General features: G+C 71.7%; 26 protein-coding genes. 15 read left to right on the top strand and 11 right to left on the bottom strand.

The window, feature by feature from the left end:
- Nucleotides 1-25: 25 nt before the first annotated feature.
- From D9599_RS09165 to D9599_RS09140, 6 genes are all read left to right on the top strand, one after another.
- Nucleotides 26-724, top strand: coding sequence for a glutathione S-transferase family protein (locus D9599_RS09165; RefSeq protein ID WP_198380926.1), 699 nt, complete (start codon nucleotides 26-28; stop codon nucleotides 722-724).
- A gap of 6 nt (nucleotides 725-730) precedes the next feature.
- Nucleotides 731-1,657 (top strand): AEC family transporter, encoded by a 927-nt coding sequence (locus tag D9599_RS09160; protein ID WP_198380925.1) that lies wholly within the window; start codon nucleotides 731-733, stop codon nucleotides 1,655-1,657.
- A gap of 115 nt (nucleotides 1,658-1,772) precedes the next feature.
- On the top strand, nucleotides 1,773-2,768 hold the full coding sequence (locus D9599_RS09155; protein ID WP_198380924.1) for a tripartite tricarboxylate transporter substrate binding protein: 996 nt from the start codon (nucleotides 1,773-1,775) through the stop codon (nucleotides 2,766-2,768).
- Nucleotides 2,769-2,898: 130 nt separating this feature from the next.
- Entirely contained in the window at nucleotides 2,899-3,927 is a 1,029-nt protein-coding gene (locus tag D9599_RS09150; protein ID WP_232480312.1) for a cyclopropane-fatty-acyl-phospholipid synthase family protein, read from the top strand.
- A gap of 81 nt (nucleotides 3,928-4,008) precedes the next feature.
- On the top strand, nucleotides 4,009-4,293 hold the full coding sequence (locus D9599_RS09145) for a GNAT family N-acetyltransferase (protein ID WP_198380923.1): 285 nt from the start codon (nucleotides 4,009-4,011) through the stop codon (nucleotides 4,291-4,293).
- A 15-nt stretch (nucleotides 4,294-4,308) separates the two neighbouring features.
- Entirely contained in the window at nucleotides 4,309-5,172 is an 864-nt protein-coding gene (locus tag D9599_RS09140; protein WP_198380922.1) for an SMP-30/gluconolactonase/LRE family protein, read from the top strand.
- Between the two features lie 69 nt (nucleotides 5,173-5,241).
- Here the strand turns inward: D9599_RS09140 and D9599_RS09135 are convergent, their stop codons facing one another.
- Complete coding sequence (locus D9599_RS09135) at nucleotides 5,242-5,706, bottom strand: hypothetical protein (RefSeq protein ID WP_198380921.1); 465 nt, start codon at nucleotides 5,704-5,706, stop codon at nucleotides 5,242-5,244.
- A 212-nt stretch (nucleotides 5,707-5,918) separates the two neighbouring features.
- Here D9599_RS09135 and D9599_RS09130 point away from each other — a divergent pair, with 212 nt between their 5' ends.
- Nucleotides 5,919-7,499 (top strand): ABC transporter substrate-binding protein, encoded by a 1,581-nt coding sequence (locus D9599_RS09130; protein WP_198380920.1) that lies wholly within the window; start codon nucleotides 5,919-5,921, stop codon nucleotides 7,497-7,499.
- Nucleotides 7,500-7,511: 12 nt separating this feature from the next.
- On the opposite strand, the gene D9599_RS09125 is transcribed toward D9599_RS09130, so the two are convergent.
- On the bottom strand, nucleotides 7,512-8,627 hold the full coding sequence (locus tag D9599_RS09125; RefSeq protein WP_232480325.1) for a GTP cyclohydrolase II: 1,116 nt from the start codon (nucleotides 8,625-8,627) through the stop codon (nucleotides 7,512-7,514).
- 357 nt (nucleotides 8,628-8,984) lie between these two features.
- Between D9599_RS09125 and D9599_RS09120 the strand changes: the two genes are divergently transcribed.
- On the top strand, nucleotides 8,985-9,701 hold the full coding sequence (locus D9599_RS09120) for a response regulator transcription factor (RefSeq protein WP_198380919.1): 717 nt from the start codon (nucleotides 8,985-8,987) through the stop codon (nucleotides 9,699-9,701).
- Between the two features lie 22 nt (nucleotides 9,702-9,723).
- Here D9599_RS09120 and D9599_RS09115 read toward each other — a convergent pair whose 3' ends face one another.
- Together D9599_RS09115 and D9599_RS09110 are read right to left on the bottom strand one after the other, a co-directional pair.
- Complete coding sequence (locus D9599_RS09115; RefSeq protein WP_198380918.1) at nucleotides 9,724-9,987, bottom strand: hypothetical protein; 264 nt, start codon at nucleotides 9,985-9,987, stop codon at nucleotides 9,724-9,726.
- Nucleotides 9,988-10,054: 67 nt separating this feature from the next.
- Nucleotides 10,055-10,978, bottom strand: a complete 924-nt coding sequence (locus D9599_RS09110; RefSeq protein WP_198380917.1) for a LysR substrate-binding domain-containing protein — start codon at nucleotides 10,976-10,978, stop codon at nucleotides 10,055-10,057.
- A 100-nt stretch (nucleotides 10,979-11,078) separates the two neighbouring features.
- Between D9599_RS09110 and D9599_RS09105 the strand changes: the two genes are divergently transcribed.
- On the top strand, nucleotides 11,079-11,339 hold the full coding sequence (locus D9599_RS09105) for a hypothetical protein (RefSeq protein WP_198380916.1): 261 nt from the start codon (nucleotides 11,079-11,081) through the stop codon (nucleotides 11,337-11,339).
- 284 nt (nucleotides 11,340-11,623) lie between these two features.
- On the opposite strand, the gene D9599_RS09100 is transcribed toward D9599_RS09105, so the two are convergent.
- Both D9599_RS09100 and D9599_RS09095 read right to left on the bottom strand, forming a co-directional pair.
- Nucleotides 11,624-12,235 (bottom strand): malonic semialdehyde reductase, encoded by a 612-nt coding sequence (locus D9599_RS09100; protein ID WP_198380915.1) that lies wholly within the window; start codon nucleotides 12,233-12,235, stop codon nucleotides 11,624-11,626.
- Nucleotides 12,236-12,367: 132 nt separating this feature from the next.
- Nucleotides 12,368-12,928: a NifU family protein gene (locus tag D9599_RS09095; protein ID WP_198380914.1), complete on the bottom strand. Its 561-nt coding sequence runs from the start codon at nucleotides 12,926-12,928 to the stop codon at nucleotides 12,368-12,370.
- Nucleotides 12,929-13,599: 671 nt separating this feature from the next.
- On the opposite strand from D9599_RS09095, the gene D9599_RS09090 reads away from it, so the two are divergent.
- Nucleotides 13,600-15,147 carry a diguanylate cyclase gene (locus D9599_RS09090; protein WP_198380913.1) on the top strand — a complete coding sequence of 516 codons (1,548 nt, stop codon included), beginning with the start codon at nucleotides 13,600-13,602 and terminating at the stop codon, nucleotides 15,145-15,147.
- A 77-nt stretch (nucleotides 15,148-15,224) separates the two neighbouring features.
- Here D9599_RS09090 and D9599_RS09085 read toward each other — a convergent pair whose 3' ends face one another.
- The 3 genes from D9599_RS09085 to D9599_RS09075 all read right to left on the bottom strand — a co-directional run bounded on the left by D9599_RS09085 (nucleotide 15,225) and on the right by D9599_RS09075 (nucleotide 17,476).
- Nucleotides 15,225-15,689: a universal stress protein gene (locus D9599_RS09085; protein ID WP_198380912.1), complete on the bottom strand. Its 465-nt coding sequence runs from the start codon at nucleotides 15,687-15,689 to the stop codon at nucleotides 15,225-15,227.
- Between the two features lie 102 nt (nucleotides 15,690-15,791).
- Nucleotides 15,792-16,571 carry a TIGR02186 family protein gene (locus tag D9599_RS09080; RefSeq protein ID WP_198380911.1) on the bottom strand — a complete coding sequence of 260 codons (780 nt, stop codon included), beginning with the start codon at nucleotides 16,569-16,571 and terminating at the stop codon, nucleotides 15,792-15,794.
- Nucleotides 16,568-17,476, bottom strand: coding sequence for a sulfite exporter TauE/SafE family protein (locus tag D9599_RS09075; protein WP_198380910.1), 909 nt, complete (start codon nucleotides 17,474-17,476; stop codon nucleotides 16,568-16,570). The genes D9599_RS09080 and D9599_RS09075 overlap by 4 nt, the downstream gene beginning before the upstream one ends.
- Nucleotides 17,477-17,765: 289 nt before the next feature.
- Between D9599_RS09075 and D9599_RS09070 the strand changes: the two genes are divergently transcribed.
- The 5 genes from D9599_RS09070 to D9599_RS09050 all read left to right on the top strand — a co-directional run bounded on the left by D9599_RS09070 (nucleotide 17,766) and on the right by D9599_RS09050 (nucleotide 22,296).
- A complete protein-coding gene (locus D9599_RS09070; RefSeq protein WP_198380909.1) occupies nucleotides 17,766-19,370 on the top strand; it encodes a bifunctional UDP-sugar hydrolase/5'-nucleotidase in 1,605 nt (534 codons plus the stop codon).
- An 82-nt stretch (nucleotides 19,371-19,452) separates the two neighbouring features.
- Nucleotides 19,453-19,866 carry a histidine triad nucleotide-binding protein gene (locus D9599_RS09065; RefSeq protein WP_198380908.1) on the top strand — a complete coding sequence of 138 codons (414 nt, stop codon included), beginning with the start codon at nucleotides 19,453-19,455 and terminating at the stop codon, nucleotides 19,864-19,866.
- Nucleotides 19,866-20,702, top strand: coding sequence for a SirB1 family protein (locus D9599_RS09060; RefSeq protein ID WP_198380907.1), 837 nt, complete (start codon nucleotides 19,866-19,868; stop codon nucleotides 20,700-20,702). The genes D9599_RS09065 and D9599_RS09060 overlap by 1 nt, the downstream gene beginning before the upstream one ends.
- A 125-nt stretch (nucleotides 20,703-20,827) precedes the next feature.
- Nucleotides 20,828-21,607, top strand: a complete 780-nt coding sequence (gene hisF, locus D9599_RS09055) for an imidazole glycerol phosphate synthase subunit HisF (RefSeq protein WP_043836252.1) — start codon at nucleotides 20,828-20,830, stop codon at nucleotides 21,605-21,607.
- A complete protein-coding gene (locus D9599_RS09050; protein WP_198381068.1) occupies nucleotides 21,607-22,296 on the top strand; it encodes a phosphoribosyl-ATP diphosphatase in 690 nt (229 codons plus the stop codon). The genes hisF and D9599_RS09050 overlap by 1 nt, the downstream gene beginning before the upstream one ends.
- 34 nt (nucleotides 22,297-22,330) lie before the next feature.
- Here the strand turns inward: D9599_RS09050 and D9599_RS09045 are convergent, their stop codons facing one another.
- Both D9599_RS09045 and nudC read right to left on the bottom strand, forming a co-directional pair.
- Nucleotides 22,331-22,624: a phosphoribosylamine--glycine ligase gene (locus D9599_RS09045; RefSeq protein WP_198380906.1), complete on the bottom strand. Its 294-nt coding sequence runs from the start codon at nucleotides 22,622-22,624 to the stop codon at nucleotides 22,331-22,333.
- Complete coding sequence (gene nudC, locus D9599_RS09040; protein WP_198380905.1) at nucleotides 22,621-23,556, bottom strand: NAD(+) diphosphatase; 936 nt, start codon at nucleotides 23,554-23,556, stop codon at nucleotides 22,621-22,623. The genes D9599_RS09045 and nudC overlap by 4 nt, the downstream gene beginning before the upstream one ends.
- Nucleotides 23,557-23,586 lie beyond the last annotated feature (30 nt).

Here is a 23,586-nt window from a genome sequence, read left to right as displayed (position 1 = left end):
TGTTTCCGGGGGCAGCATAGGCACCATGCCCGTGATCCTCCATGACCTCTGCGGCGCCGACCCGTCGCACCGCTTCTCGCCCTATTGCTGGCGCGTCCGCATGGCGCTCGCCCACAAGGGGATCCCGCACGAGACGGTGCCCTGGCGCTTCACCGACAAGGCCGCCATCGCCGATGCGGGGACGGACAAGGTGCCGGTACTCCGCCACGGCGACCGCACGGTGTCGGAGAGCTGGACCGTCCTCGAGTACCTCGAGGACACCTGGCCGGGCGCCCTCAGCCTCTTCGGCGGGGAGGGAGGACGGGCGCTCTCGCGCTTCGTCAACACCTGGTCGGACGCGGTCATGATGCCGACCGTCGTGAAGCTCGTCGTCTCCGACATCCCGGCGCATCTCGCGCCTGAGGACGCCGCCTACTTCGTCCGTACGCGGGAAGCCCGCTTCGGCAAGCCGCTGGCCGAGGTGACCGCGAATCGCGACCGCGACGTGGAGGCCTTCCGCCGGGACCTGCACCCTCTGCGGATGGTGCTGCGGGAGCGGCCCTGGCTCTCCGGCCCCACCGCGGGGGCGGCGGACTACATCGCCTTCGGGCCGCTTCAATGGGCGCGCTGCGTCTCCGCCTTCCCGCTGCTCACACCCGACGACCCCGTTTACGCATGGCGCGGCCGGCTGCTGGACGCCTTCGACGGCCTCGCCCGCGACACGCCGGCCCAGGACCGCAGCTGACCGGCCATGAACCCCTGGCTAGACGCCTTCCTGCCCGCCTTCGGGCTGATCGCGCTCGGCGCCTTCCTCAAGCGCCGCCTGCTGCGGGAGGACGCGGTCTGGGCGGGGATCGAGCGGCTCGTCTTCTGGGTGCTGCTGCCCTGCCTACTGGCCTCCTCCCTATCCTCGGTGAACCTCGCCGCCCTGCCTGTCGGGGGAATGGCGGCGGCGCTCTGGACCTCGCTCCTCCTCGGTGCCGCTGCCTCGCTGCTCATCGCGCGCGGCTTCGGGCAGGCGCACCCGGCCGCGACCTCGGTGCTGCAGGGGGGCATCCGCTTCAACAACCTGCTCGGCTTCGCCATCACCGGCGCGGTCTTCGGGGCACCCGGCACGGCGCTGGCCGCGGTCACGGTGGGCCTGATCGTGCCCTGCGTGCAGCTCATCATCACCCCCGCCTTCGCCATGGGCGGCGGGAGGCGGCCGCGCCCGGCGGCGCTGCTGCGGCAGGTGACGCTCAACCCGCTGATCATCGGCTGCGCTGCCGGCTTCGTGCTCGCCGCCCTCGGCGGGCTGCCGCCGGGCCTGGGGCCGCTCGCCCGCACCCTCGGGCAGGCCTCGGTCTCGCTCGGCCTGCTCGCGGTGGGCGCCGCCCTGGGGGCCGAGGCCATGCGCGACCGGCTCGCCCTGCAAGGGGCGACGACGGCCTGGAAGCTGCTCGCCATGCCCGCGATGACGCTCGCCTTCAGCCTCGCCTTCGGACTGGAGCCGCTGCCGGCGACCATCGCGACCGTCTTCATGGCCCAGCCCACCGCCACCACCGCCTATGTCATGGCCCGGATGATGGGGGGTGACGCGCCGCTGATGGCGGCCATGACCACGCTCCAGCACGTGGTCGCCGTGGCGACCCTGCCGCTCTGGCTGGCCATTCTCTGGGCAATCCTGCCCCTGACGTGACGCGCGGGCGGGCGGATCGCGCCGGAGCGGGCCAGATCGCGCGCTCGTTGCGATTGGCGGGGCAAGGCCCCTGCCTCATGATGGCGTCAACCTCACCCTGACGGGATCACGTTCCATGCTGACGCGCCCCACCCTGACACGACGGAGCCTCGCGCGCGGGGCCCTGGGCCTTGGCGCCGCCTCCCTCGCTCCCTCCTTCGCGCAGGCCCAGGGCAACTGGCCCGACCGGCCGCTGCGGCTGATCATCGGCTACCCGCCGGGCGGCGCCTCGGACCTTTTCGGGCGGATGATCGCGGGGCAGATGGGCCCGCGGCTCGGCCACAACGTGGTGGTGGAGAACCGCCCCGGCGGCGGCGCCGTGGTGGCGAGCGAGGCGGTGGCCCGCAGCGCGCCGGATGGCAACACGCTGCTGCACGTCGACAACGGCATCCTCGTCTACAACCCCGCGCTCTACGCCCGCCTGCCCTACGACCCCGACAAGGACCTCGCGGGTGTCGGCTTCATCGGGCGCTTTCCGCTCTTCCTCGTCGTGAAGGCGGACAGCCCCATCCAGGACTTGGCAGGCTACATCGCCGCCTCAAAGGCCAAGGCACCGACCTACGGCACGCCGGCCGTCGCCTCGCCGCACCACCTGGCGATGGAGATGTTCAAGCGCCGCGCAGGCTTCGACGCCACGCACGTGCCCTATCGTGGCGGCCCCGCCGCCATGCAGGACCTGCTGGCCGGCACCGTGGACAGCGTGGTGATCGACTGCGCGACGGGCACCGCCTTCATCGCCGACGGCCGCGTCCGCGCCCTCTGCGTGCTGAGCGAGGCGCGCTCCCCCACCAGCGCCGCCGTGCCCACCGCGCGGGAACTCGGCTTTGCCAACGCCATCGCCTATGGCTGGCAGGGCATCTGCGTGCCGATCGGGACGCCGGCGCCCGTCGTCTCGCGCCTCTCGGCCGAACTCGCCCGCGCGATCGGCTCCGACGAGGTGCAGGCCCGCTTCACTACCCTCGGCATCGAGCGGGCGAACTTCTCCCCCGCCGATTTCGCCGCCTTCGTCGCGCGGGAGAACGCGGAGTGGCGCCCGCTGATCCGCGAGTTGGGCATCCGCCTGGACAGCTGAGCGCCGCGCACGGCGTGGCCGATGGGGAACGCCCGTCGGCCATTCCCCTGCGAGCCCTTCCGGGCAGCTGGCGCATTTGTTAGTTCCTGACCGAACAGACATTGCCGTCCAGGACAGGAACATCAGCCCCTTGCTCCGTCGCCTCCGCTCGATCGCCCGCGGCCTCGGTCCGGGCGGTCTCCTCGGGAAGATCCAGTCCCTGGAGGTCTCCTCCGGTGCGGTCGCCCGGAACGCCGAGCTGGCGGCCTGGAACACGAAGGTGATGGGCTCCGCCATCGCGGCCGGGTTCTACGAGGCCGGGCTGGCCGGGCGGCAGGCTCCGCTTCCACCCGAGCCCGTGCACATGGGCTTCGGCGGCCGCCTCTGCCGGCAGGAGGACATCGAGAGTCCCTGGCTCCGCCACTGGTGCGGCCAGATCGGCTTCGTGCCGATGTACCACCGCAAGGTCTGGGAGGACTGCTACGCCCTGCAGGTCCTGCACGAGCGCGGCATGCTGGCACCGGGCAAGCGCGGCCTTGGCTTCGCGGTGGGCGCCGAATGGCTGCCGAGCTTCCTCGCGAAGCGCGGCGTGGAGGTGGTGGCCACCGACCTCGATGCCGAGGACATGCGCGCGCAGAACTGGATCAAGGCCGACCAGCACGGCGGGCGGGTGGAGACCATCTTCAAGCCGGGCCTTATCGACCTCGATAGCTTCAACAGCAGGGTCTCGCTGCGGCCGGTGGACATGAACCGCATTCCCGCGGACCTGCACGGGGGCTTCGACTTCGTCTGGTCCGTCTGCTCGCTGGAGCATTGCGGCTCGATCAGGCAGGGGCTCGACTTCGTGGTGGAGGCGATGCGCTGCCTCCGCCCCGGCGGAGTCGCCGTCCACACCACCGAGTTCAACATGAACCCCGAGGGCCCAACCATCGAGGAGGGCGCCACCGTCCTCTTCCAGCGGCGCCACATGGAGGAGTTGGAGGCACGCCTCTCGCTCGCCGGCCACCGCATGCTGCCGATGGATTTCGGCACCGGCACGGGCATCCTCGACGGCTTCGTGGACCTGCCCCCCTATCCCGGCAATGCCAGCCCGCTGGCGATCCCCGAGGCGCCGCATCTCAGGCTGTCCATCATGGGCCTTGTCGCGACCTCCATCGGCTTCATCGTGGAGAAGGGCTGAGGCAGGCCGCCCAGCCCCAACGACCGCGAAGCCCGGGCGTTCAGGAACGGGCCCGGCGCTGCCCGGGCAATGGAGGGTGGAATGCAGGGCGAGGTCACCGATAACCGCGAGCGCAGCCAGTTCGAGATGCGGGTCGGCGAGGCGCTCGCCCGCATCGTCTATCGACGCGAGGGCGGACGGATCACGCTCATCCATACGGAGGTGCCGGACGCCCTCTCCGGACAGGGCGTCGGGTCGCGCCTCGTCCGCGGCGCGCTCGACCGCATCCGGGCCGAGGGTATCCGTGTCATCCCCAGTTGCTCCTTCGTCGCGGCCTATATCGCGCGCCACCCCGAGGACCAGGACCTTCTGGCTGAGTCCGTGTAGCGAGGCGCCGACCCAATGACCCCCTCCATCCGCGTCTACGACATCGCCCCCGCGGCCGGCACCGGCGAGAGCCCGGTCTGGGACGAGCGGACCGGCCGCCTGTGGTGGGTGGACATCCCCCGCCCCGCCGTGCACCGCACCGACCCTGCGACCGGCGAAACCGAGACCTGGCCGATGCCCGAGCCGGTCGGCTGCCTCGGCCTCTGCCGCTCGGGCGCCCTCGTGCTCGGCCTCCGCTCCGGCATCCACCGCTTCGACCCTGAGGACGGCTCCCTCGACCTCGTCGCGGCGCCGGAGCCGGACCTGCCGGAAAACCGGCTGAACGACGGCAAGGTGTCGCCCGAGGGCCGCTTCGTTGTCGGCTCCATGCACGACGTGCCGGAGAAGAAGCCGACCGCCGCCCTCTGGAGCCTCTCGCCCGGCGCGGGCGAATGCGTGCTGCTGGCGCAGGGGCTCATCATCTCCAACGGCCTCGCCTGGAGCCCGGACGGACGGACCCTCTGGCACAGCTGCACCCGCCAGGCCGTGATCTGGAACTGGGACTACGACCCAGCGACCGGCGCCATCGCCAACCGGCGCGAGGTGGCGCGCCCCACGAACGAGATCGGCCGCCCCGACGGCGGCGCGGTGGACGCGGAAGGCGCCTACTGGAGCGCGGGCGTTTCGGCCGGCCGGCTGAACCGCTGGCTGCCGGACGGCACGCTGGACCGCTTCGTGGAACTGCCGATCAAGTCCCCGACCATGCCCTGCTTCGGCGGCCCCGGGCTGCGAACTCTCTTTGTGACCAGCCTGCAGAAGGAAGCGGGGGCGCATGAAGGCCGGCTGCTCGCGCTCGACGTGGGTGTGGCGGGCACGCCCGTGGGGCAGTTCGCGGATTAGCGGCCCGCCGCCTGCGGCGCCGGAGAGGGTGTCGCTCTTCCCGGAGGCCTCAGCGGCATCAGGACCGCATCAGGCCATGTTTCCCCGCATCGCCTGCTCGTAGGCCGCCCTGCCCCGCGCGACGGTCTGCGGGTCCGCAGTCTGTCCCCAGGCCATGTAGGCGGTGGGTTGGTCGCGCCCGTTGGCGATGGCGCGCAGGGTGTCCACGAAGCCCGTCACCTCGGCCAGGGCGGAAGCCACGCCGCCGAGGAAGCCCATGGGCCCGCCGATCGCCGTGCCGACGAGAATGCGGGCGGCCAGCGGGGCGGCATTTCCGGTCGCCTCCCGGTAGATCATGCCCACTCCGGGCATGTGCTGCAGCGGGTTGATCGACTCCATGAGGTCGTTGAACGAACCGCTGACGGGCATCGGCGCGGATTCCTCTCCAAAGAGGGGCGGGCCGCCATCCACGGCCGGGCGGCTCCCGCCATAGACCTTGCCGGCGAACATGCCCCAGCCCTCGGGGCTCGCGGTGTTGGGGACGATGGGGTTCATGGCACCTCTCCACCCTTCTGGTCCGGCTTCCGGACGGCAGAGACCAGCGCAAGCGGCGTGCCGCAGGACTGATTGACAGCATGATAGGACAATCCCCAGCATGCCGCCTGCTCGGCGACAGGGAAGCTGCGGATGGCCATGCCGGAGACCCGCTGGGTGGCGGTGCACATGATCCACCCGGGCCACCCCGCACACGCCAGGGAGGGCTGACGATGCGCCGCCGGGACCTTCTCGCCTCCTCGCTCGCGCTCGCGGCACCCCTGCATGCCGCCGCGCAGACGGGGCGGGCGCGGGTGCTGAAGTTCGTGCCGCAGGCCAACCTCACGAGCCTCGATCCTGTCTGGACCACAGCGAACGTCACCCGCCACCACGGCTACATGGTCTACGACACCCTCTACGGGCTGGCCGAGGACAACACCGCCCACCCGCAGATGGCCGAGGGCCACGCGGTGGAGGATGACGGCCGGCGCTACGTCATCACCCTGCGCCCCGGCCTGCGCTTCCACGACGGCGAGCCGGTGCGGGCGGCGGATGCGGTGGCGAGCCTCGCGCGCTGGTCGCGGCGCAACGCGGCCGGGCAGTACATGGCCGCCAACCTCGAGGAGATGACGGCGCTGGACGATCGGCGCCTTCAGATCCGGCTGAAGCGACGGCAGCCCAATCTCATCGATTCGCTCGCCTCGGCCACCTCGCCCGTTGCCTTCATCATGCCGGAGCGCATCGCGCGGACAGACCCCTTCACTCAGTTCCGGGAAGTGGTCGGCTCCGGCCCTTACCGCTTCAAGGCGGACGAGTACGTCTCGGGCAGCCGCAGCGTCTATGAGCGGAACGCGGACTACGCCCCGGCGCCGGGCGGGCCTCTCAGCCTGACGGCCGGGCCGAAGGTCGCCTATTTCGACCGGATCGAGTGGCTGGTGATCCCGGATTCGGCGACCGCCGCCGCGGCGCTGCGAACCGGCGAGATCGGCTGGTACGAGCAGGTGGTGCCGGAGCTTGCGGCCTCGTTGCGGCGAGACCGGGCGATCCTGGTCGAGCCGATGGGCGCGCGCCCGCAGCCGGGCGTGCTGCGGCTGAACCACCTGCACCCGCCCTTCGACAACCCGGCGCTGCGCCGGGCGCTGTGGCCCGCTATCGACCAGCGCGACTTCATGACGGCGATCGCCGGCGACGACCCCGCCGCCATCGACGTGGAATGCGGCTTCTTCACCAGCGGTTCGGCCATGGCGAGCAAAGCGGGGCTGGAGCCGCTGCTCGGGCCGCGCGGCCTCGACCGCGCCAAGGCTCTCATGCGGGAGGCGGGCTATGCCGGGCAGCCGCTCCGCCTGCTGACGCCCACCGACATCCTGGCCCCCTCCGCCATCGCGCAGGTGGCGGGCGACCTGTTCCGGCGCCTGGGCTTCAACCTGGAGGACGCGACCTCGGACTGGGGCACGGTGGTTCAGCGCCGCGCGAGCCGGGAGCCGGTGGAACGCGGCGGCTGGTCCGCCATGACCACGGCGGTGAACGACACAGATTTCCTCGACCCTGCCGTGCACTTCGCGATCCGCGGCAACGGGCTGGACGCCTGGTTCGGCTGGCCGACCAGCCCGCGGCTGGAGGCGCTACGCGAGGAATGGCTGACGGCAGAGGACCGTGCCGCCCAGGTGCGGATCGCCGCCGAGATCCAGCGCCAGGCGATGGAGGACGTGCCCTATATCCCCGTCGGCGCCTATCGCGCCATGACGGCAACCCGGCGGGCCCTGCGGGACCGCGTGCGCGGCTTCCCGATCTTCTGGGGCGTGAAGGAGGGCTGATCCCCCTCCCCGTCACCCCATCAGGTGGCCGAAGCGGGCCTTCTTGGTGGCAAGGTAACCGTCGTTCACCCCGTTCGCGGCGAAGAGGTGCGAGACCCGGCCCTCCACCCCGATGCCGCAGGCGGCAAGGCCGGCAAGTTTGTCGGGGTTGTTGGTCAGCACCCGCACCCGCGGGAAGCCGAGCGCCTCCAGCATCGTCGCGGCCACGCGAAAGTCGCGCTCGTCCGCGCCGTAGCCGATGGCGCGGTTGGCATCGAGCGTGTCGAGGCCCGTGTCCTGCAGGGTATAGGCGCGGAGCTTGTTCACGAGGCCGATGCCCCGCCCCTCCTGCGCGAGATAGAGCAGCACGCCACCGCTCGGTTCCGCGGCCATGCGCGCGATGGCGCCGCGGAGCTGCGGTCCGCAATCGCAGCGCAGCGATCCCAGGAGGTCGCCGGTGAAGCACTCGGAGTGGATGCGGCAGAGCGGCGCGACGGAGCCCGAGGCCTCCGGCTTGCCGACGAGGATGGCCAGGTGCTCGATCCCGCCGTCCGCTGCGCGGAAGGCGACGATGCGGGCCTCGGGCGCCTCCGCCAGCGGCACGCGGGCCTCGGCCACGCGGGTCAGGCTGGCGGCGGCCGACAGGGGATAGGCGAGGACATCCGCCACAGAGACGGAGAGAAGGCCAAGTCGCGCCGCCGCGGCAGCCGAGGCAGGGGCGGCGACGAGGGCAGGAAGCAGCCGGCCGATCTTGGCCAGCGCGATCGCGGCCGGCGAGAGCGCCTGGGCGAAGCCGGGGCTGGGAACGACCTGAGGCGATTCGGGCAGCATCTGCTCGGCCACCGGGTCGGCGAGGCGCCTCAGCGAATCGGGGGCGAGCAGCGCGGGGGAGAGCCGGAGCGCGACCGGCACGTCCTCGGCCGTGACCGACGAGGCGGCGGTGGCCGCGACCGGACGGGCGAGGAGGGCGGCCGCGCGTGGCAGGGAGAGGAGCAGCACGGCAGGACCGACGGCGATGCCCGAGAGGTCCGAAAGCCCGCGCGCGCCGACTGTCTCGGCGGCGGCGAGCACGAGGCACTCCCCATTGCCGTCCAGCAGCACGGGCGTGCCGCGGCGCAGGTCCGATACCGCGCGGTGGACCGCCCGCATGCCGAGGGCCAGCGGATCGCCCTCCGCCCCCCCCAGGACGCTGCCCAGGAAGGCACCCATGATTGGCTCGGCCATGCCGTTTCCCATCAACAAACCGTTCGGTGGCGACTTGCCAGCCAGAACGGGCAACCATAACGATACGCGAGCGCACCGCCCCGTCCTGCGCTGCCAATATGGGGTTCGGGCCGTGGCCAAAAGGGGGCAGTCGCGACCGGAAATGGGGCAAGAAGCATCAACCCCCACGAAAAAGAGAGCCAAGACTTGCCGGTACAGGCTCCTTGGCCCCATATCGGGCCTCACAGTTCCGGGATTGCCGTTTCGGTGGTCGGTCCGGACAGACCATCAACGGGAGGCTGCATGTCGGACCCACGTCCGATCCTGATCGTGGAAGACGACCAGGCGCTGCGTGCGACTCTGGTCGAGCAGCTGGCGGTGGATGGTGAATTCGCCCCCCGCGAGGCAGGAACCATGGCGGAAGCAGGCCAGATCCTGCTTGCCGACGGGGCGCGCTTCGACGCCGTGCTGCTCGACATCGGGCTGCCCGACGGCGATGGCCGCGACCTCTGCACGGAGCTTCGGCGGACCGGCATCAAGGTGCCGATCATCATGCTGACCGGCGCCGATGCGGAGCACGACGTGGTTCGGGGCCTCGATTCGGGGGCCAACGACTACATCGCCAAGCCGTTCCGCATCATGGAACTGATTGCGCGACTCCGTGCCCAGCTCCGCGTTTTCGACAACTCGGAGGACGCGGTCTTCGTCATCGGGCCCTACACCTTCCGGCCCTCGGCGAAGATGCTGCAGGACACTCAGCGCAACCGACGGATTCGCCTGACCGAGAAGGAATGCGCGATCCTGAAGTTCCTCTACCGCGCCGGCGGGCGGCCTGTGGGCCGGCAGATCCTGCTGAACGAGGTTTGGGGCTACAACGCGGCGGTCACGACCCACACGCTGGAGACGCATATCTACCGCCTCCGTCAGAAGATCGAGCCGGATCCGGCAACGGCCTCGCTGCTGCTCACCGAGGGCGGCGGCTACCGGCTCGACCCTCAGGCCGGCCGCGTCGCGGCCTGAGGCGCTTCCGGGTGCCGGGGCGTCAGCGCGCCGGCACCTCCTCCGTCACCCGCATCGTCGCGGGTTTGACCAGCACCAGGCGCGCCGGGCCGTCCGGCGTGCGGCGCGCCTCCTCGACCACGATCCGCCCACCCGCCGGCGGCACGTCGATGCTTCCCCAGCTGACATAGCCGGCGCCTCGCAGCGCGGCCTCGATTCCTCCCTGCTCGGCTGGAGTCGGCAGGCGCGCCAGGGCCGGCAGGGCGCCGAGCGCCAGAAGGGCGGGCACCAGCAGCGGTCGGATCATGGATATTGCCCCCAGGGTGCAGGTGGGGCGAACGAGGGCCCAGGCCCGTGGTTGCCGGCCTGCCGGTTCAGCCGCCGCCGGGTTCCCGCAGCGCGGCCGCGGCCGAGCGCACGGTGTTCCGGAACCTGACGGCGATGGCGGTCAGACCCGCCCGGCGCAGGACGAGGTGCACCGGGGCGGAGAGGCCCGGACGCCCCTCCAGCGCGCGATAGGCGACGCCCGCGACCGCCAGGCGCCGCATGGAGGCCGGCACCACGGAGATCCCAAGCCCGGCGGCGACGAGGCTCAGCGTCGCGGGCAGCCGCGGCGCCTCCTGCGCGATCGCCGGGGTGAAGCCGGACTGGCGGCAGGCGGCCAGGATGGAGTCGTAGAGTCCTGGACCGGCCTTGCGGCGGTAAAGGATGAAGGCCTCCCCCGCCAGGGCCGTGAGCGGCAGCGGCGGCCCCTCCGGCAGCGAGAGGGGGTGGCCGGCGGGAAGGGCCACAAGCATCGGCTCCTCCAGCACGAGTTCCACGGCCAGCCCGCCGACCGTTCCCACGGGGGAGCGCACGAAGGCCGCGTCCAGCCGGCCGAGCAGCACGTGCTCCACCAGTTCGGCCGTGCCGGCCTCATCCAATTCCATCCGCACGCCTGGCAAGGTCTCCCGGAAGTGGCGCAGCACGGCAGGAACGAAGGGATGCAGGGCCGCGGAGCTGGTGAAGCCCACGGCGAGCCGCCCCGCTTCCCCGCGCGCGGCCCGGCGAACGTTCTCCTCGAGCATCGCGGCGCGGGCGAGAACCGCCCGCGCCTCCTCCAGCAGCACCAGCCCCGCTTCGGTCGGCTCCACGCCGCGCGGGAGGCGGCGCAGGAGCAGCGTGCCCAGTTCCTCCTCGAGGCCGCGCAGCAGGCGCGTGAGCGGAGGTTGCTGCATGCCCAGGCGCTCCGCAGCACGGGTGACATGGCCCTCCTCCGCGGTAGCAACGAAGGCGCGAAGACGGCGCAACTCGATCATGCCATACTTCTAAGGTATCAAACCTGGGATGTGAACGTGCTACGCGGCATAACGCCGCGGGCGTTAAGAACGGATCCTTCCCCTGTTAGGAGGCCTCTCGATGGTTCACACCGCCAGCCTTGAGGCGCGGCCCGACCCTGCCGCCTACCTCCTGCTCCAGTTCCTCGCCTGGATCGCAGACCGGCCGCGCGGCTACACTGAGACAATGGAGGCCTGGCGCACCTCCTGCCCGCGCCTACCGGTCTGGGAGGACGCGACGGCAGGGCACCTTGTCCGGCTGGAAGCCGGCGATGCGACGACTGGTGGGGATACGAGGGTGCTGCTGACCGAGGCAGGAGAGGCGCTTCTGGCGCACGCCTAAGGGCCGGTGTGCCAAGCGGTGAGGTCTGCAGAGGGCCCTGCCCTTTCCGGCACCTCTCCCGCCAAGGACCCAAGGCTCTTGGATTCACATCTGGCTTCCGCGGATACCATGAATGCGGGCCGGTTCTATCTCCGCACCCTTTCTGGGCGTGCAGCCGCCCCGGGTCCATCACACGAGGCCCACCGGCCGTTCAGTAATTCAAACACCAGAGAAGACGATGGTGAGGAGTCAGGGGAGAGGAAGAATTCCTTCTTCCCCTCCCCGATTTGCCAGCGACAGCCCGGTCAGGCCAGAACCACCGCCTCATCGAAGGGCAGGCGCGGCAGGCGGCCGAAGGTCTTCGAGTGGTCGCCATAGCCGAGGTTGATCAGCATGGTGGCCTTCCACCCGCTCTCGGCGAAGAACAGCGCGTTCGTCTTCTCGGCGTCGAAGCCGCCCATTGGTCCGGCATCGAGGCCGAGGGCGCGGGCGGCGAGGATGAGATAGGCCGCCTGGAGCGTGCTGTTCATGAAGGCGCTGCGCTCGGCGAATTCCGGCTTGCCGGTGAACCAGGACTTCGCGTCGGCGTGCGGGAAGAGGCGCGGCAGGTACTCGTAGAAGGCGGGGTCGTAAGCCACGACCACTGTCACCGGGGCGGTGCGCGTCTTCTCCTGGTTGCCGGCGGAGACGACGCCGAGCAGCTTCTCGCGGGCCTCGGGCGTGCGGACGAAGAGGAAGCGACCGGGGCTCTGGTTGGCGCTCGTCGGGCCAAGGGCGACGGTCTCGTAGAGCTCGCGCAGGAGCGAGTCCGGAACAGGCCGGTCCTGCCAGGCATTGGCGGTGCGGGCTTGGCGGAAGATGCGGTCGAGAGCGGCATCGTTCAGCCGGGCATCGGGAGGAAGGTTGGTATCGGGCATGAGAGGATCTCCTTGCCCCCAACATCCTCCCGAAGGCGTCCCGCTACCAGTCACCCTGCGCCATCGTGGCGATCACGCGGGTGAATGACGCGGACGGTGGAAACCCTCAGGCTTCCACCACGGGGAAAGCCGCTAGGCTTCCACCTGCTCCACTGCCACCACCTCGGGCACGTAGTGGCGCAGCATGTTCTCGACGCCGTGCTTCAGCGTCGCGCGGGAGGAGGGGCAGCCGGAGCAGGCGCCCTGCATGCGCAGCTTCACCACGCCGTCGCGGAAGCCGCGGAAGACGATGTCGCCGCCATCTCCGGCGACGGCCGGGCGCACGCGGGTGTCCAGCAGCTCCTTGATCTGGGCGACGACCTCGGCGTCCGCGGGATCGGTATCCTCGTCCTCCTCGGCCTCGTCGCCGGCCAGGACGGGGCGGCCGGCCATGGCGTGCTCCATGATGGCGCCGAGCACCTGCGGGCGCAGCGCGGACCAGTCGGTCGCACCAGACTTGGTGACGGTGACGAAGTCGGCGCCGAGGAAGACACGGGCTACGCCGTCCAGCTCGAAGAGGCGGGCGGCAAGGGGGGAGCGCTCGGCAGTCTCGGCGGAGATGAAGTCGGCAGTGCCGCGATCGCCCATCACGGGCTGGCCGGGCAGGAACTTGAGCGTCGCGGGGTTCGGCGTCGCCTCGGTCTCGATGAACATCGGGAATCCCTTTTGCGGCGGGCGCTTCGGCACGGGGTACCGCCGCCGTCAGGCCGTGGATGTGGGGCAGGGCGCGGCCGGCTGCAACCGTTGCGCGGCGCAGGGCCGGGCCGCGCTCCTCAATTGGGTAAATCCACCCGAGGGCTGGGCCCGTTACTTTAGCCTATCACGTGATCTGAATGGCAGCTTTCCCGGTGGCTGAAGGTGCTGTCATGGCCGATCTGTTCTGGCTTGCGGAGGCGCTGGTACAGGGGACCGCGCCCTACTTCCCACTTCCGCAGGGATGCCGCGGATCGATGGCCAGCGTGCGGTCAGCGTGACTCTCCAGGTCACCCGCCCTGGGATGCGCGGGCGTGACACTCCAGTCGGCGAAGCGCCGCACCAGACCTTCTCCCGGCTTGAACTGCCCTCGCGTGTTCAACCGCATCCGCGCCCCGCTGGAAGGCCGCAGCGCCCGATGGATATGCTGCGCGCTATACGCGCACCGGTTAGTAGCTAAGCCGCTTACATGGAGGGTTGTTTCGCGACGCGTCAGGTGTACCAGCGGTTGCTGGAGCGTCGAATGGCAACACCCGGCGATGCAGTGCTGGGGAACAATTGCGCGCTCTAAACGACATGCGATACAACCAAGCACGGCTGGTATCCCGCCTGCCAAGTGGAGCGGAGGACGCATGAGGATGACGCTCCGGCTCGGCATCGGCTGGCGTCACGGCCTCATTGTCGCGATGGTTTTTGGGCTTGTGGGCGCGGCCGTTTCGGCGCTGCTGCTCCGGGAAGAGCGCCGGCTGGTCGTTGCAGAGACCGGGGAGAGGATGGTCGGCTATGCCGACGCGATGGCGCGGCGCCTGGATGCCGGGTTGTCGGAATGGGCCGCCGATGTTGGCCTCCTCGCCCGCTTCGAGACTTTCGAGCGAGAGCCCGCCGAGCCCGCCGCCGCCCGCCGCCTGCTGGAGGCTCTCCGCCTCCGCTCCCCCACCTTTTCCTGGATCGGCTTCGTTGGAGCGGACGGACGGGTCATCGCCGCTACGGGTGGGCTGCTGGAGGGTGTGGACGTCTCCTCCCGTCCCTGGTTCAAGCCCGGTCTCGCCGGGCTCCACCTCGGTGACGTGCATCCCGCCGTACTGCTGGCCCGCCTGCTGCCCTCAGCACATGGCGGCGGGGAGAACGCCTATTTCATCGATGCCGCGGCCCCGGTCCGGACGCCAGATGGACGGGTGCTCGGCGTCGTGTCGGGCCATCTCACCTGGCGCTGGGCTGACGTCGTGCGAAGCGAGGTGATGAGCCTTGCCCCGGCCCATCCGCCGATGACGCTGCGCATCCTGGCCGCCGACGGCACCGTACTGCTTGGCCCCGACACTGAGCGCGGCCGCCCCTGGGTTCAGGATCCCGCCCCGCCGACTGGGCCGCACGCGCGCCTCTGGCAGGAGGCCACAGGGGCGGACGGACGAGCCGTGATCCTCGCCCGGGCACGCGTGGACGGTGATCCCGACCGTCCGAGCCTCGGCTGGACCGTTCTTGCCGAGACAGACCGCAACGTCGCGCTCGCCCGGTTGAATTCCTTTGCCCTTTGGCTTGGTGCGGCGACCCTTGGACTGGCCGTCATGGGCGGGCTGGTTGCTGGGCGAACCGCGGGCCGGATCGAGGCAGCACTGGGTGCGGCAGGGGGCCAGGGTGGCCCGCGGAACGTGGTAGCTCGATTGGAGGCCCTGCGCGACCAGGCTTGGCGCGACCCGCTGACCGGCCTGCTGAACCGCGCCGGTTTTGAGGCCTGGCATGAGGAGCACAGGGGGGCGGTGCACGGCTACGCAGTGGCAGCCCTCGACCTCGACGGCTTCAAGCCGATCAATGACCGTTACGGCCACGCGGCCGGGGACGATGTGCTGCGTGCCATCGGGGTCTGGCTGCGCGACAATCTCCGCAAGGAGGACGTGGCCATCCGTACGGGCGGCGATGAATTCGTCCTTGTCTTCCCCTCCGCAGGTAGCAGCGCACAACCCGCGCTGGAGGTAGGGGCACGACTGAACGCCATGCTGCAGGCGGGAGTGCCGAGGTCGGCTGGACGGCTCTCGCTCGGATGCAGCCTCGGCGTCGCGTTGATGCCGGGAGAGGCAGCGACGATTGCAGAAGCCATGGCTCTCGCAGATTCGCGTCTCTACGAGGCCAAACGTTCCAAGGGCAACGCGCGCAGTTCAGAGGCGGCGGGGGCAGAAGCGGGCTGACCCACGCGGCCAGCACCTCTGGCCGCGGAAATCTTCCACTCAGATCAAGTACTGGACGGAATTGCTGGGTCCTGACCCTAGGTCACACGGTCCAGTTCCGAATCGTCCAGGCCGCCGGGCACGATGGTCAGCGGGCAGCGAAGCCGCCCGGCGTGGCGGCCCGCGAGCGCAGTGACCAGGGGCCCTGGCCCTCCCTCGGTCGCGGTGGCGAGGACGAGGATGGAGATGCGCCGGTCCTCCTCAAGGGCGCCGAGCACTTCCTCCACGGGATCGCCCTCACGGATAAGCATGGTGGGCAGGCCGCCGGTGATCTCCTGCACCTGGGCGGCCAGCGCCGAGAGGAGCTGCTCGGCCTCCTGGCGCCGCTCCTCCTGCATGAGGGCGCCGACGCCCGCCCATTCCTGCAACCCCACGGGCTCGGTGATGCGCAGCAGCGCGACCCGGCCGCCGGACTTGCGGGCGCGCAGGCAGGCGTAGCGCAGCGCGACCGCCCGTTCGGGGCTGTCGTCGACCACCACGAGGAAGACGCGGTCCTGCGGCATCGGGGCTCCTGAGGCGGGGATCGCCGGGCCGGAGGATGCCGGCGGGCGGGAGAATCGGCTAGCGGGGTGGGCGAGGCAAGCGGGACGGCAGCGGCAGCGGCCCTAGCCGCGGCGGAAGATTACGCTGCCCAGCCAGCCCGCGAAGGCCGCCAGCGCGATGCAGGCCAGGCCATAGGCCAGCGGCAGGCGTCGGGAGACGTCGGCGATGCGGGCGGTGGCGCCCACCCGGTCCACCCGGAAGGGCAGTTCTTGGCGGGCGATGATGCGGTTCCCGCGCACGAGCATGACCTGCACGATGTAGTCCCCCGTCGCGATGGTGGAGGGCAGCGGCAGGCGCGCGTGGAAGAGGCGGCCGCCGGAGATCTCCACCGGGCTCTCCTCCTCGTTCCAGAGGCGGGAGGCGCGCTTGAGGTCGATGAGGGCGCTGCGGAAGCGCGGGTCGCGCGGGCCCGGCAGGCGGGCGGTCAGCACGTCGAGGCCGAGGCGCCGCTCGCGCCGGGCGGGTTCCTCGAGCAGGCCGGCAACGGGGGCGGTGGCGGCCACGGCGTAGTAGTTCGGCACCTCCTGGAAGCGGGCGGAGGGGCCGTTCACCCAGAGGCCGAGCCAGCGGACACGGCGCCGCACCACCACGTCCCGCGGCGGGCCGAGGCCGAGGATGACGACGTTGTCCCCGGCGGGGCCGAGCAACCGGTCGGTCGCGCCGAAGACGAGGAGGTCCGCGCCCGTGAAGCTCGTGTCCACGGCGATGCGGTCCTGACCGAGTTCCGCCGCGAGCGCCGGGCCTGCGAAGGGCGGCGGGGCGGGCGGTGGCTCGCGCTGGGCCAGGGCGGGCGAGGCGGCGAGCAACAGCATGGCGAGAAGGGCGGCGCGCGCCGGGGTCACGTCGCCGGGCCCATGAGGTAAAGGCTGGCCGGCGTCGCCAGCAGGCCCCAGAGCAGCCCCGCCGCGACCGTCAGCACGAGCAGGCCGAGCAGCGCCCGCGTCTCCTCGCCCCGCAGCTTCGTGCCCATGGCGGCGCCGAACTGCGCGCCCGCCACGCCGCCTGTCAGCAGCAGCAGGGTGAGGACGATATCGACCGAGCCCGTCTGGAGCGCCTGGAGAAGGGTGACGTTGGCGCTGACGAAGGTGACCTGGAAAAGCGAGGTGCCGATCGTCGTCGTGGTCGGCATGCCCAGGAGGTAGATCATGGCGGGCACGAGCATGAAGCCGCCGCCCACGCCCATGATGGAGGAGAGCACGCCGATCCCGAAGCCGATCATCGCCGGCGGGATGATCGAGATGTAGAGGCGCGACTTGCGGAAGCGCATCTTGAGGGGAAGGCCGTGCAGCCAGGAGTGCTGGTGCGTTCGCGCCGGCAGGGCCCGCCTGCGCCTGACGATGGCGCGGAGGCTTTCCCGCACCATGAGCAGGCCCACCGTGCCGAGGACGACGACGTAGAAGAGCGAGACCGCGAGGTCGATCTGGCCCAGCCGCTTGAGCAGCACGAAGAGCTGCGTGCCGGCCGACGAGCCGGCGAGCCCCGCAACGAGCAGCACGCATCCCATGCGCGCATCGACGTTGCCGCGCCGCCACTGGGCGATGAGGCCGGAGACGGAGGCGCCGAGCGTCTGGTTCGCCCCCGAGGCGACCGCGACGGGGGCGGGGATGCCGATGAGGATGAGCAGCGGCGTCAGCAGGAAGCCGCCGCCGACGCCGAAGAGGCCCGAGAGCCAGCCCACGCCGAGCCCGATGCCCAGCAGCAGCAGGGCATCGACCGACATCTCGGCGATCGGCAGGTAAACCGGCATTCGCGTTCCGCTCGGCGCCTTCTCCGTCCCCTCCCCCACTGCGGGGCCGGGGCGTTCTGGTTCCGCGCGGGCCGCGTGCGGGCGGGCCGCACAGGGCGCGGCTGAGGGAGGCGGCAGTCTGGGCCGAACGGGTAACCGTCCTGTGAACCCACCACGACCGTCCTGCAAGCGGCATTCCGGTGCGGCGCGCGATGGCGCTACACCGGGCTGCACGAAAGGGTCCGGCTGGCCATGAGGCACGGCCGGCGACCTTGCAGGCCGGGTATCCTTCCCGGTGAAAAGGGCATCTATGCGGCACGCGCACCACTTCCCGCTCCTCCGCCGCCGGCTGCTCGGCGCGGCGGCCGGCCTTCCTCTCGCGGCGCCCGCGATCCGGCGGGCGCTGGCGGCGGAGGGGGCGCGAATCGCGCTCATCCACATGAACGACTTTCACTCGAAGCACGACGGCGTCTCGGAAGGCGGGGCCGTCTGCCGGGAGGGGCGCCCCTGCGCCGGAGGCGCCGCGCGGCTGGCCGGGGCCATGCGCGAGGCGCACGCCGCCGCCCTGGCCGAGGGCCGCGCGCCCTTCCTGCTGGACGCGGGCGACCAGTTCATGGGCAGCCTCTATTACACCGTCCATCGCGGCCTGGCGGAGGCGGCGGTGCAGCGGGCGGTCGGCACCATGGCCATGTCGCTGGGGAACCACGAGTTCGACAACGGGCCGGAGAACCTCGCGCGCTACGCGGCGGCGGTGCCCTTCCCGCTCCTCTCGGCGAATCTCGACACGAGCGCGGAGCCGCTGCTGCGGGACCGGGTGAGCGCCTTCACCGTGCTCGAGTCGAATGGGGCGCGAATCGGGGTGGTGGGCCTCACCACGCCGGAGACGGTCAACTCCTCCTCCCCGGGGCCGCGGCTGCGCTTCACGGATCCCATGGAGGCCGCCGACCGCGCGGCCTTCGCGCTGCGGCGGCAGGGGGTGAGCACGGTGGTCGTGCTGTCGCATCTCGGCCTTCCCGCGGACCGGCAACTCGCGGCCGAGGTGGAGGGGATCGACGCGGTGATCGGCGGCCACTCCCACCTGTTGCTGGCGAACGGCCTTCCGGGCGCCGTGGGGCCGAGCCCGCTGATGATCGCGGGCAAGGGACGGGACGTGCGGATCGCCACGGTGGCCTGCCACGGCCGCTATCTCGGTCGGCTGGACCTGGACCTGGCGGCGGACGGGCGGGTGGCGGCCCATGGCGGCGCGGTGCGGCCGATCGGGCCCGACGTGGCCGAGGACCCGGCGGTGGCAGCGGTTGTGGCGGAGTATGCCGGGCCGCTCGGTGAGGTCAGGCGGCGGCCGGTGGGTCTGGCGGAGGGCCCCTTCCCCGATGCGGGCTGCCGGGACGGGGAATGCGCGCTGGGGAGCCTCGTGGCCGAGGCCGCGCTGGCGGCCACGCGGGGGGCGGAGATCGCGGTGCTGAACGGCGGCGGCCTGCGCGCCTCGCTGCCCGCGGGCACACTCACCTATGGCGACGTGCTGGCCGTGCTGCCCTTCGGCAACACGCTGGCGACGCTGACCATCCGCGGCGGCGCGCTGGCGGAGGCGCTGGAGAACGGCCTTTCCCGCCTTCCGGCGCTGGCGGGCCGCTTCCCTCAGGTGGCGGGGCTGCGCCTGATCATCGACCCCGCCGCCCCCCCGGGCCGGCGGCTGGTGGAGGCACGGACGGCCGAGGGGCCGCTCGACCCCGACCGCGCCTATCGCGTGGTGACGAACAACTTCATGCGCGCGGGCAGCGACGGCTACGGCGTGCTGCGCGACGCGGCGCTGGAGGCCTATGACGACGGCTCGCCGCTGGAGGACGTGCTGGCGGACCACCTCGCCGCGCGCGGCCGGGTGGCCCCGGTGCTGGACGGGCGGATCGCGCGGCGCTGAGGGCCTCGCGCGACGCGCGGCGAAGGTCTTGCACTGCGCACGGCGGCGCCCCACGAAAGGGCGCCCCGCACGAGGAACCCCGATGCACAGTCCCGTCTCCGGCCTGCCCCCCTATGACGACACGAACATCTTCGCCCGCATTCTGCGCGGCGAGATCCCGAGCCGGCGGGTGCACGAGGACGAGTACGCGGTCGCCTTCCACGACATCAACCCGCTGGCGCCGGTGCACGTGCTGGTCATCCCCCGCGGACGCTACGTGTCGATCGCGGATTTCAGCGCCCATGCCTCCGACGCCGAGATCGCGGGCTTCTGGCGCGCCGTGGGCCGCGTGGCGCGGGAGCTGGGATTGGAGGAACGCGGCTTTCGTGCCCTGACGAATATGGGGCCGGAGGGCGGGCAGGAGGTGCCGCATTTCCACGTGCACCTCTTCGGTGGCCAGCGCCTGGGCCGCATGCTTCCCGCGGCGGAGCGCACGGCGCCCGCGGCGGAGCGCTGATGCCCGACGCAATCGCTGAGGCGCGGGCCGCGATCGAGGCGGCCGGGCGCCTGCCTGACGACGAGCTGGACCTCGGGGCGGTCGCGCTGCAATTCGCGCGGATCGACGCACCCGGGGCCGACTGGCGCGCGGCGGAGGGCCGGCTCTCGGCGCTGGTGCGCGGCGTCCTCTCGCAGGACCCGCCGCGCGAGGCGGAGGAGCGGCGCGCGCTGATCGCCCGCGTAATCCACGAGGAGGGCGGCTACTCCGGCGATGCGGAGACCTATGACGATCTGCGCAACGCGAATCTCATCCGTGTGACTGAGCGGCGGCGCGGGCTGCCGGTGGCCATTGGCCTTCTCTGGCTGCATGTGGCGGAGGCGGCGGGCTGGCCGGCGCGGGGCCTCGACTTCCCGGGGCACTTCCTCGTCGCCCTTGACGGCGCGCAGAAGGCAGGTTCCGTGGTGGTGGACCCCTTCGGCGGCGGCACACCCCTGCCGGTACCCGCGCTCCGCGCCCTCATCAAGCGGGTGGAGGGGCCGTCGGCGGAGCTGCGGCCGGGGATGCTGGCGCCGATGAGCCGGCGGGCCGTGCTGCTGCGCCTGCAGACGAATATCCGCCTGCGCCGCCTGCGCGACGAGGACGTGGAGGGGGCGCTGGCCTGCACGGCCGACATGCTGCGCCTTGCGCCCGATGCCTCGCCGCTCTGGCGGGAGGCGGCGGTGATGAACGCGCGGCTTGGCCACCTCGGCGCCGCCATCGAGGATATGGAGCGCTTCATCGCCCTGATCCCCGCGGGCGAGGCCTCCTCGCGCGGGCGGGAGATGATCGAGGAGTGGCGCGCGCGCCTTCACTAGGGCCGTGACGCAACCTGTGTTGTTTCCGTGCAAGAGATTGACGCCCAAAGGGGCCTCCCCGTTCAAGGTTGCTTGACCCGCCCTCCTGGGCAGCGCAATCGGCGATCATTGAGAAGGAACTGCCAGTGCTCGCCCTGCGCGTGATTCCCTGCCTGGACGTGAAGGACGGGCGCGTCGTGAAAGGCGTCAACTTCGTGGCCCTACGCGATGCCGGCGACCCGGTGGAGCAGGCCCGCGCCTATGACCGCGAGGGGGCGGACGAGATCACCTTCCTCGACATCGGGGCGACGCACGAGAACCGCGGGACCATGCTCGACGTCGTCTCCCGCACGGCGGCCGAGGTGTTCATCCCGCTGACCGTGGGCGGCGGCGTGCGCAGCGTGGAGGACATGCGGGCGCTGCTGCTGGCCGGGGCCGACAAGGTCTCCATCAATTCCGCGGCGCTGGCCGACCCGGATCTGGTGCGGCGGGGCGCGGAGGCCTTCGGCTCCCAGGCGATCGTGGTGGCGGTGGACGCGCGCCGGGTCGCCTCGGGCCGGTGGGAGATCTTCACCCATGGCGGGCGGCGGGAGACGGGGGTGGATGCCGTCGAATGGGCGCGCCGGGTCGAGGGCCTGGGCGCGGGAGAGATCCTGCTGACCTCGATGGACCGCGACGGCACCGGCGAGGGATTCGACCTCGACCTCCTGCGCGCCGTGCGCGCGGCGGTGCGGCTGCCGGTCGTCGCCTCCGGCGGCGTGGGCACGCTCGATCATTTCGCCGAGGGGGCGGCGGCCGGCGCAACCGGCCTGCTGGCGGCGAGCATTTTCCACTACGGCCATTTCCGCATCTCCGAGGCGAAGGCGGCGTTGGCGGCGAAGGGCTGGCCAGTAAGACCGGCGGCCGAACCGCGGGAGGCGGCGTGATGGGCAAGGCAGCGAAGTCCAAGGCCAAGAAGCCGGCCGCGGCGGAGGAGGCGGTCCGGCCGCGCAAGGCCGCGGCCAAGGCGAAGCGCGGGCCGGCGAAGGCCAAGGCGGGCGCCGCCAAGGTATCGGTCAAAAGCAAGGCGAAGGCGCCGAAGCTGAAGCCCGCGCAGTGGAAGGAGGACCTTCGCGTCCACAAGCCGCTGCCCGTGCCGGCGGACCTGGCGGATGCGCCCATCGACGCCCTCGCCCAGCCGCCCAAGCGCGTGCGCCGGGCGGAGGCGCGGCACCTCGCGCCGCTCGATCAGCCCGGCGGGGAACCCGTGCCGGCGGTGCTGGACCGGCTCTGGGCGGCGGTGGAGGAGCGGCGCCTCTCGGGCAATGTCGAGACCTCCCACTCCGCCCGCCTGCTGGCGCGCGGCACCGGAAAGGTCGCGCAGAAGCTGGGCGAGGAGGCGGTGGAGACGGTGATCGAGGCGATGGCCGGCAACCGCAGCGCCCTTGTCTGCGAGAGCGCGGACCTCCTCTACCACCTCATCGTTGTCTGGGTGGATGCGGGCATCCGGCCGGAGCAGGTCTGGGCGGAACTCGTCCGGCGCGAGGGGATCAGCGGCATCGCCGAGAAGGCGGCGCGGCAGAACCTCTCGGCGGCGGGCGTGGTCAAGGCGGGCGACACGACGAAGCTCGCCTGAGGAGCGGTGTCCCTCACCGCTCGGGGCGGCAGGATCAGCGGGGCGGGCGCACCGGCTCCACGCCGCCCGGCGGGGCGAGGCCCTTGTCGCGCATGCAGCGGAGATAGGCGGCGCGCTCCGCGGCGGCGATCTCGGCCTTCACGCGGTTGAATTGCGTGACGTTGTCCGCTGGGGGAAGGCGGGCATAGCCGGCCTTCGCGGCGGGGCTGGCCTCGGCCTCGCGCCGGCAGGCGGCCTCGGCCGGGGTGTCGGCGGGCGGCAGCGGGTCGTTCCGGCCGCAGGCGGCGAGGAGGAGCAGGGCGGGAAGGAGGAGGGTTGCGCGGATCATGCCGGGGCTCCCTGCAGCCAGTCCTCGATCAGGCGGCGGGCGATCGAGTCGACCCGCGGCAAGGAGAAGCCGGCGCTCTCGGGGTTGCGGATCTCGTCGCGGGTGAACCAGCGGGCGTCGCGCAGCTCGGCCGGGTCGATGGTGATCTCCTGGCTCAGCGCCTCCGCGTGGAAGCCGAGCATGATGGAGGCGGGGAAGGGCCAGGGCTGGGAGGAGTGGTAGAACACCTCCCCTACCCTGACGCCGGTCTCCTCGTGCACCTCGCGGCGCACCGCCTCCTCCAGGCTCTCGCCCGGTTCCACGAAGCCGGCAAGGGTGGAGTACATCGTGCTGTTCGGGAAACGGGTGGAATGGCCGAGCAGGACGCGGTCCTCGTCCACCACGAGCATGATCACGGCGGGGTCGGTGCGCGGGAAGTGCTGGGCGCCGCAGCCGGTGCAGGACATAGCGTTCCCCGCCGAGCGCGGCTCGCAGGGCTGTCCGCAGACGCCGCAGAAGCGGTGCCGGGTGCGCCAGTGCATGAGGCCGCGGGCATGGGCGAGCATCGAGGCCTCGCCGGGCGGCAGGAGGCCGGCGACGGCGCGGAGGTCGTGGAAGCTGCCATAGCCCTCCGGCAGGAGGGGGAGCGGGTCCTCGGCGGCGCTGCAATCGACCGTGAAGACCGCGGTGCCATCGTTGCGCAGGCCGAGCAGGGCCCAGGGGCCGCCGGTCATCAGCACGGCCTCGGCAGCCTCTCGAGTGAGGAGCACGGCCTCGGGCGCGCCCGATTCGACGCCGCGAAGAAGGCTCTTCGCGCGCCAGACGGGGGCGATGAGGCTGGCGGGGTCGGCCAGGGCCGCCGCGACGAAATCGGCGTCGTCCCGCCGGTCCGAGACGCGGTCGAGCGGGCTGCCGGTATAGGCGTTCGGGCGGCTGGCGGGGATGCTGAGCATGTGGGGCCGGAAACTCGCACGGGGGGCGGG

Origin of the sequence: Roseomonas sp. KE2513 (assembly GCF_016107305.1) — a bacterium.
Lineage (GTDB): Bacteria > Pseudomonadota > Alphaproteobacteria > Acetobacterales > Acetobacteraceae > Roseomonas.
The sequence above is the reverse complement of the archived record's forward strand: the minus strand, read 5'-3'. Positions and strand labels throughout refer to the sequence as shown.

Coding starts and splice junctions, on each gene's coding strand:
- D9599_RS09140 (WP_198380922.1), top strand. CDS start 4,309: ATGACCCCCTCCATCCGCGTCTACGACATCGCCCCCGCGGCCGGCACC.
- D9599_RS09130 (WP_198380920.1), top strand. CDS start 5,919: ATGCGCCGCCGGGACCTTCTCGCCTCCTCGCTCGCGCTCGCGGCACCC.
- D9599_RS09100 (WP_198380915.1), bottom strand. CDS start 12,235: ATGCCCGATACCAACCTTCCTCCCGATGCCCGGCTGAACGATGCCGCT.
- D9599_RS09090 (WP_198380913.1), top strand. CDS start 13,600: ATGAGGATGACGCTCCGGCTCGGCATCGGCTGGCGTCACGGCCTCATT.
- nudC (WP_198380905.1), bottom strand. CDS start 23,556: ATGCTCAGCATCCCCGCCAGCCGCCCGAACGCCTATACCGGCAGCCCG.
- D9599_RS09160 (WP_198380925.1), top strand. CDS start 731: ATGAACCCCTGGCTAGACGCCTTCCTGCCCGCCTTCGGGCTGATCGCG.
- D9599_RS09110 (WP_198380917.1), bottom strand. CDS start 10,978: ATGATCGAGTTGCGCCGTCTTCGCGCCTTCGTTGCTACCGCGGAGGAG.
- D9599_RS09045 (WP_198380906.1), bottom strand. CDS start 22,624: ATGATCCGCGCAACCCTCCTCCTTCCCGCCCTGCTCCTCCTCGCCGCC.
- D9599_RS09060 (WP_198380907.1), top strand. CDS start 19,866: ATGCCCGACGCAATCGCTGAGGCGCGGGCCGCGATCGAGGCGGCCGGG.
- D9599_RS09105 (WP_198380916.1), top strand. CDS start 11,079: ATGGTTCACACCGCCAGCCTTGAGGCGCGGCCCGACCCTGCCGCCTAC.
- D9599_RS09095 (WP_198380914.1), bottom strand. CDS start 12,928: ATGTTCATCGAGACCGAGGCGACGCCGAACCCCGCGACGCTCAAGTTC.
- D9599_RS09145 (WP_198380923.1), top strand. CDS start 4,009: ATGCAGGGCGAGGTCACCGATAACCGCGAGCGCAGCCAGTTCGAGATG.
- D9599_RS09115 (WP_198380918.1), bottom strand. CDS start 9,987: ATGATCCGACCGCTGCTGGTGCCCGCCCTTCTGGCGCTCGGCGCCCTG.
- D9599_RS09070 (WP_198380909.1), top strand. CDS start 17,766: ATGCGGCACGCGCACCACTTCCCGCTCCTCCGCCGCCGGCTGCTCGGC.
- D9599_RS09050 (WP_198381068.1), top strand. CDS start 21,607: ATGGGCAAGGCAGCGAAGTCCAAGGCCAAGAAGCCGGCCGCGGCGGAG.
- D9599_RS09155 (WP_198380924.1), top strand. CDS start 1,773: ATGCTGACGCGCCCCACCCTGACACGACGGAGCCTCGCGCGCGGGGCC.
- D9599_RS09165 (WP_198380926.1), top strand. CDS start 26: ATGCCCGTGATCCTCCATGACCTCTGCGGCGCCGACCCGTCGCACCGC.
- D9599_RS09065 (WP_198380908.1), top strand. CDS start 19,453: ATGCACAGTCCCGTCTCCGGCCTGCCCCCCTATGACGACACGAACATC.
- D9599_RS09125 (WP_232480325.1), bottom strand. CDS start 8,627: ATGCGGGCGGTCCACCGCGCGGTATCGGACCTGCGCCGCGGCACGCCC.
- D9599_RS09075 (WP_198380910.1), bottom strand. CDS start 17,476: ATGCCGGTTTACCTGCCGATCGCCGAGATGTCGGTCGATGCCCTGCTG.
- D9599_RS09120 (WP_198380919.1), top strand. CDS start 8,985: ATGTCGGACCCACGTCCGATCCTGATCGTGGAAGACGACCAGGCGCTG.
- D9599_RS09135 (WP_198380921.1), bottom strand. CDS start 5,706: ATGAACCCCATCGTCCCCAACACCGCGAGCCCCGAGGGCTGGGGCATG.
- D9599_RS09085 (WP_198380912.1), bottom strand. CDS start 15,689: ATGCCGCAGGACCGCGTCTTCCTCGTGGTGGTCGACGACAGCCCCGAA.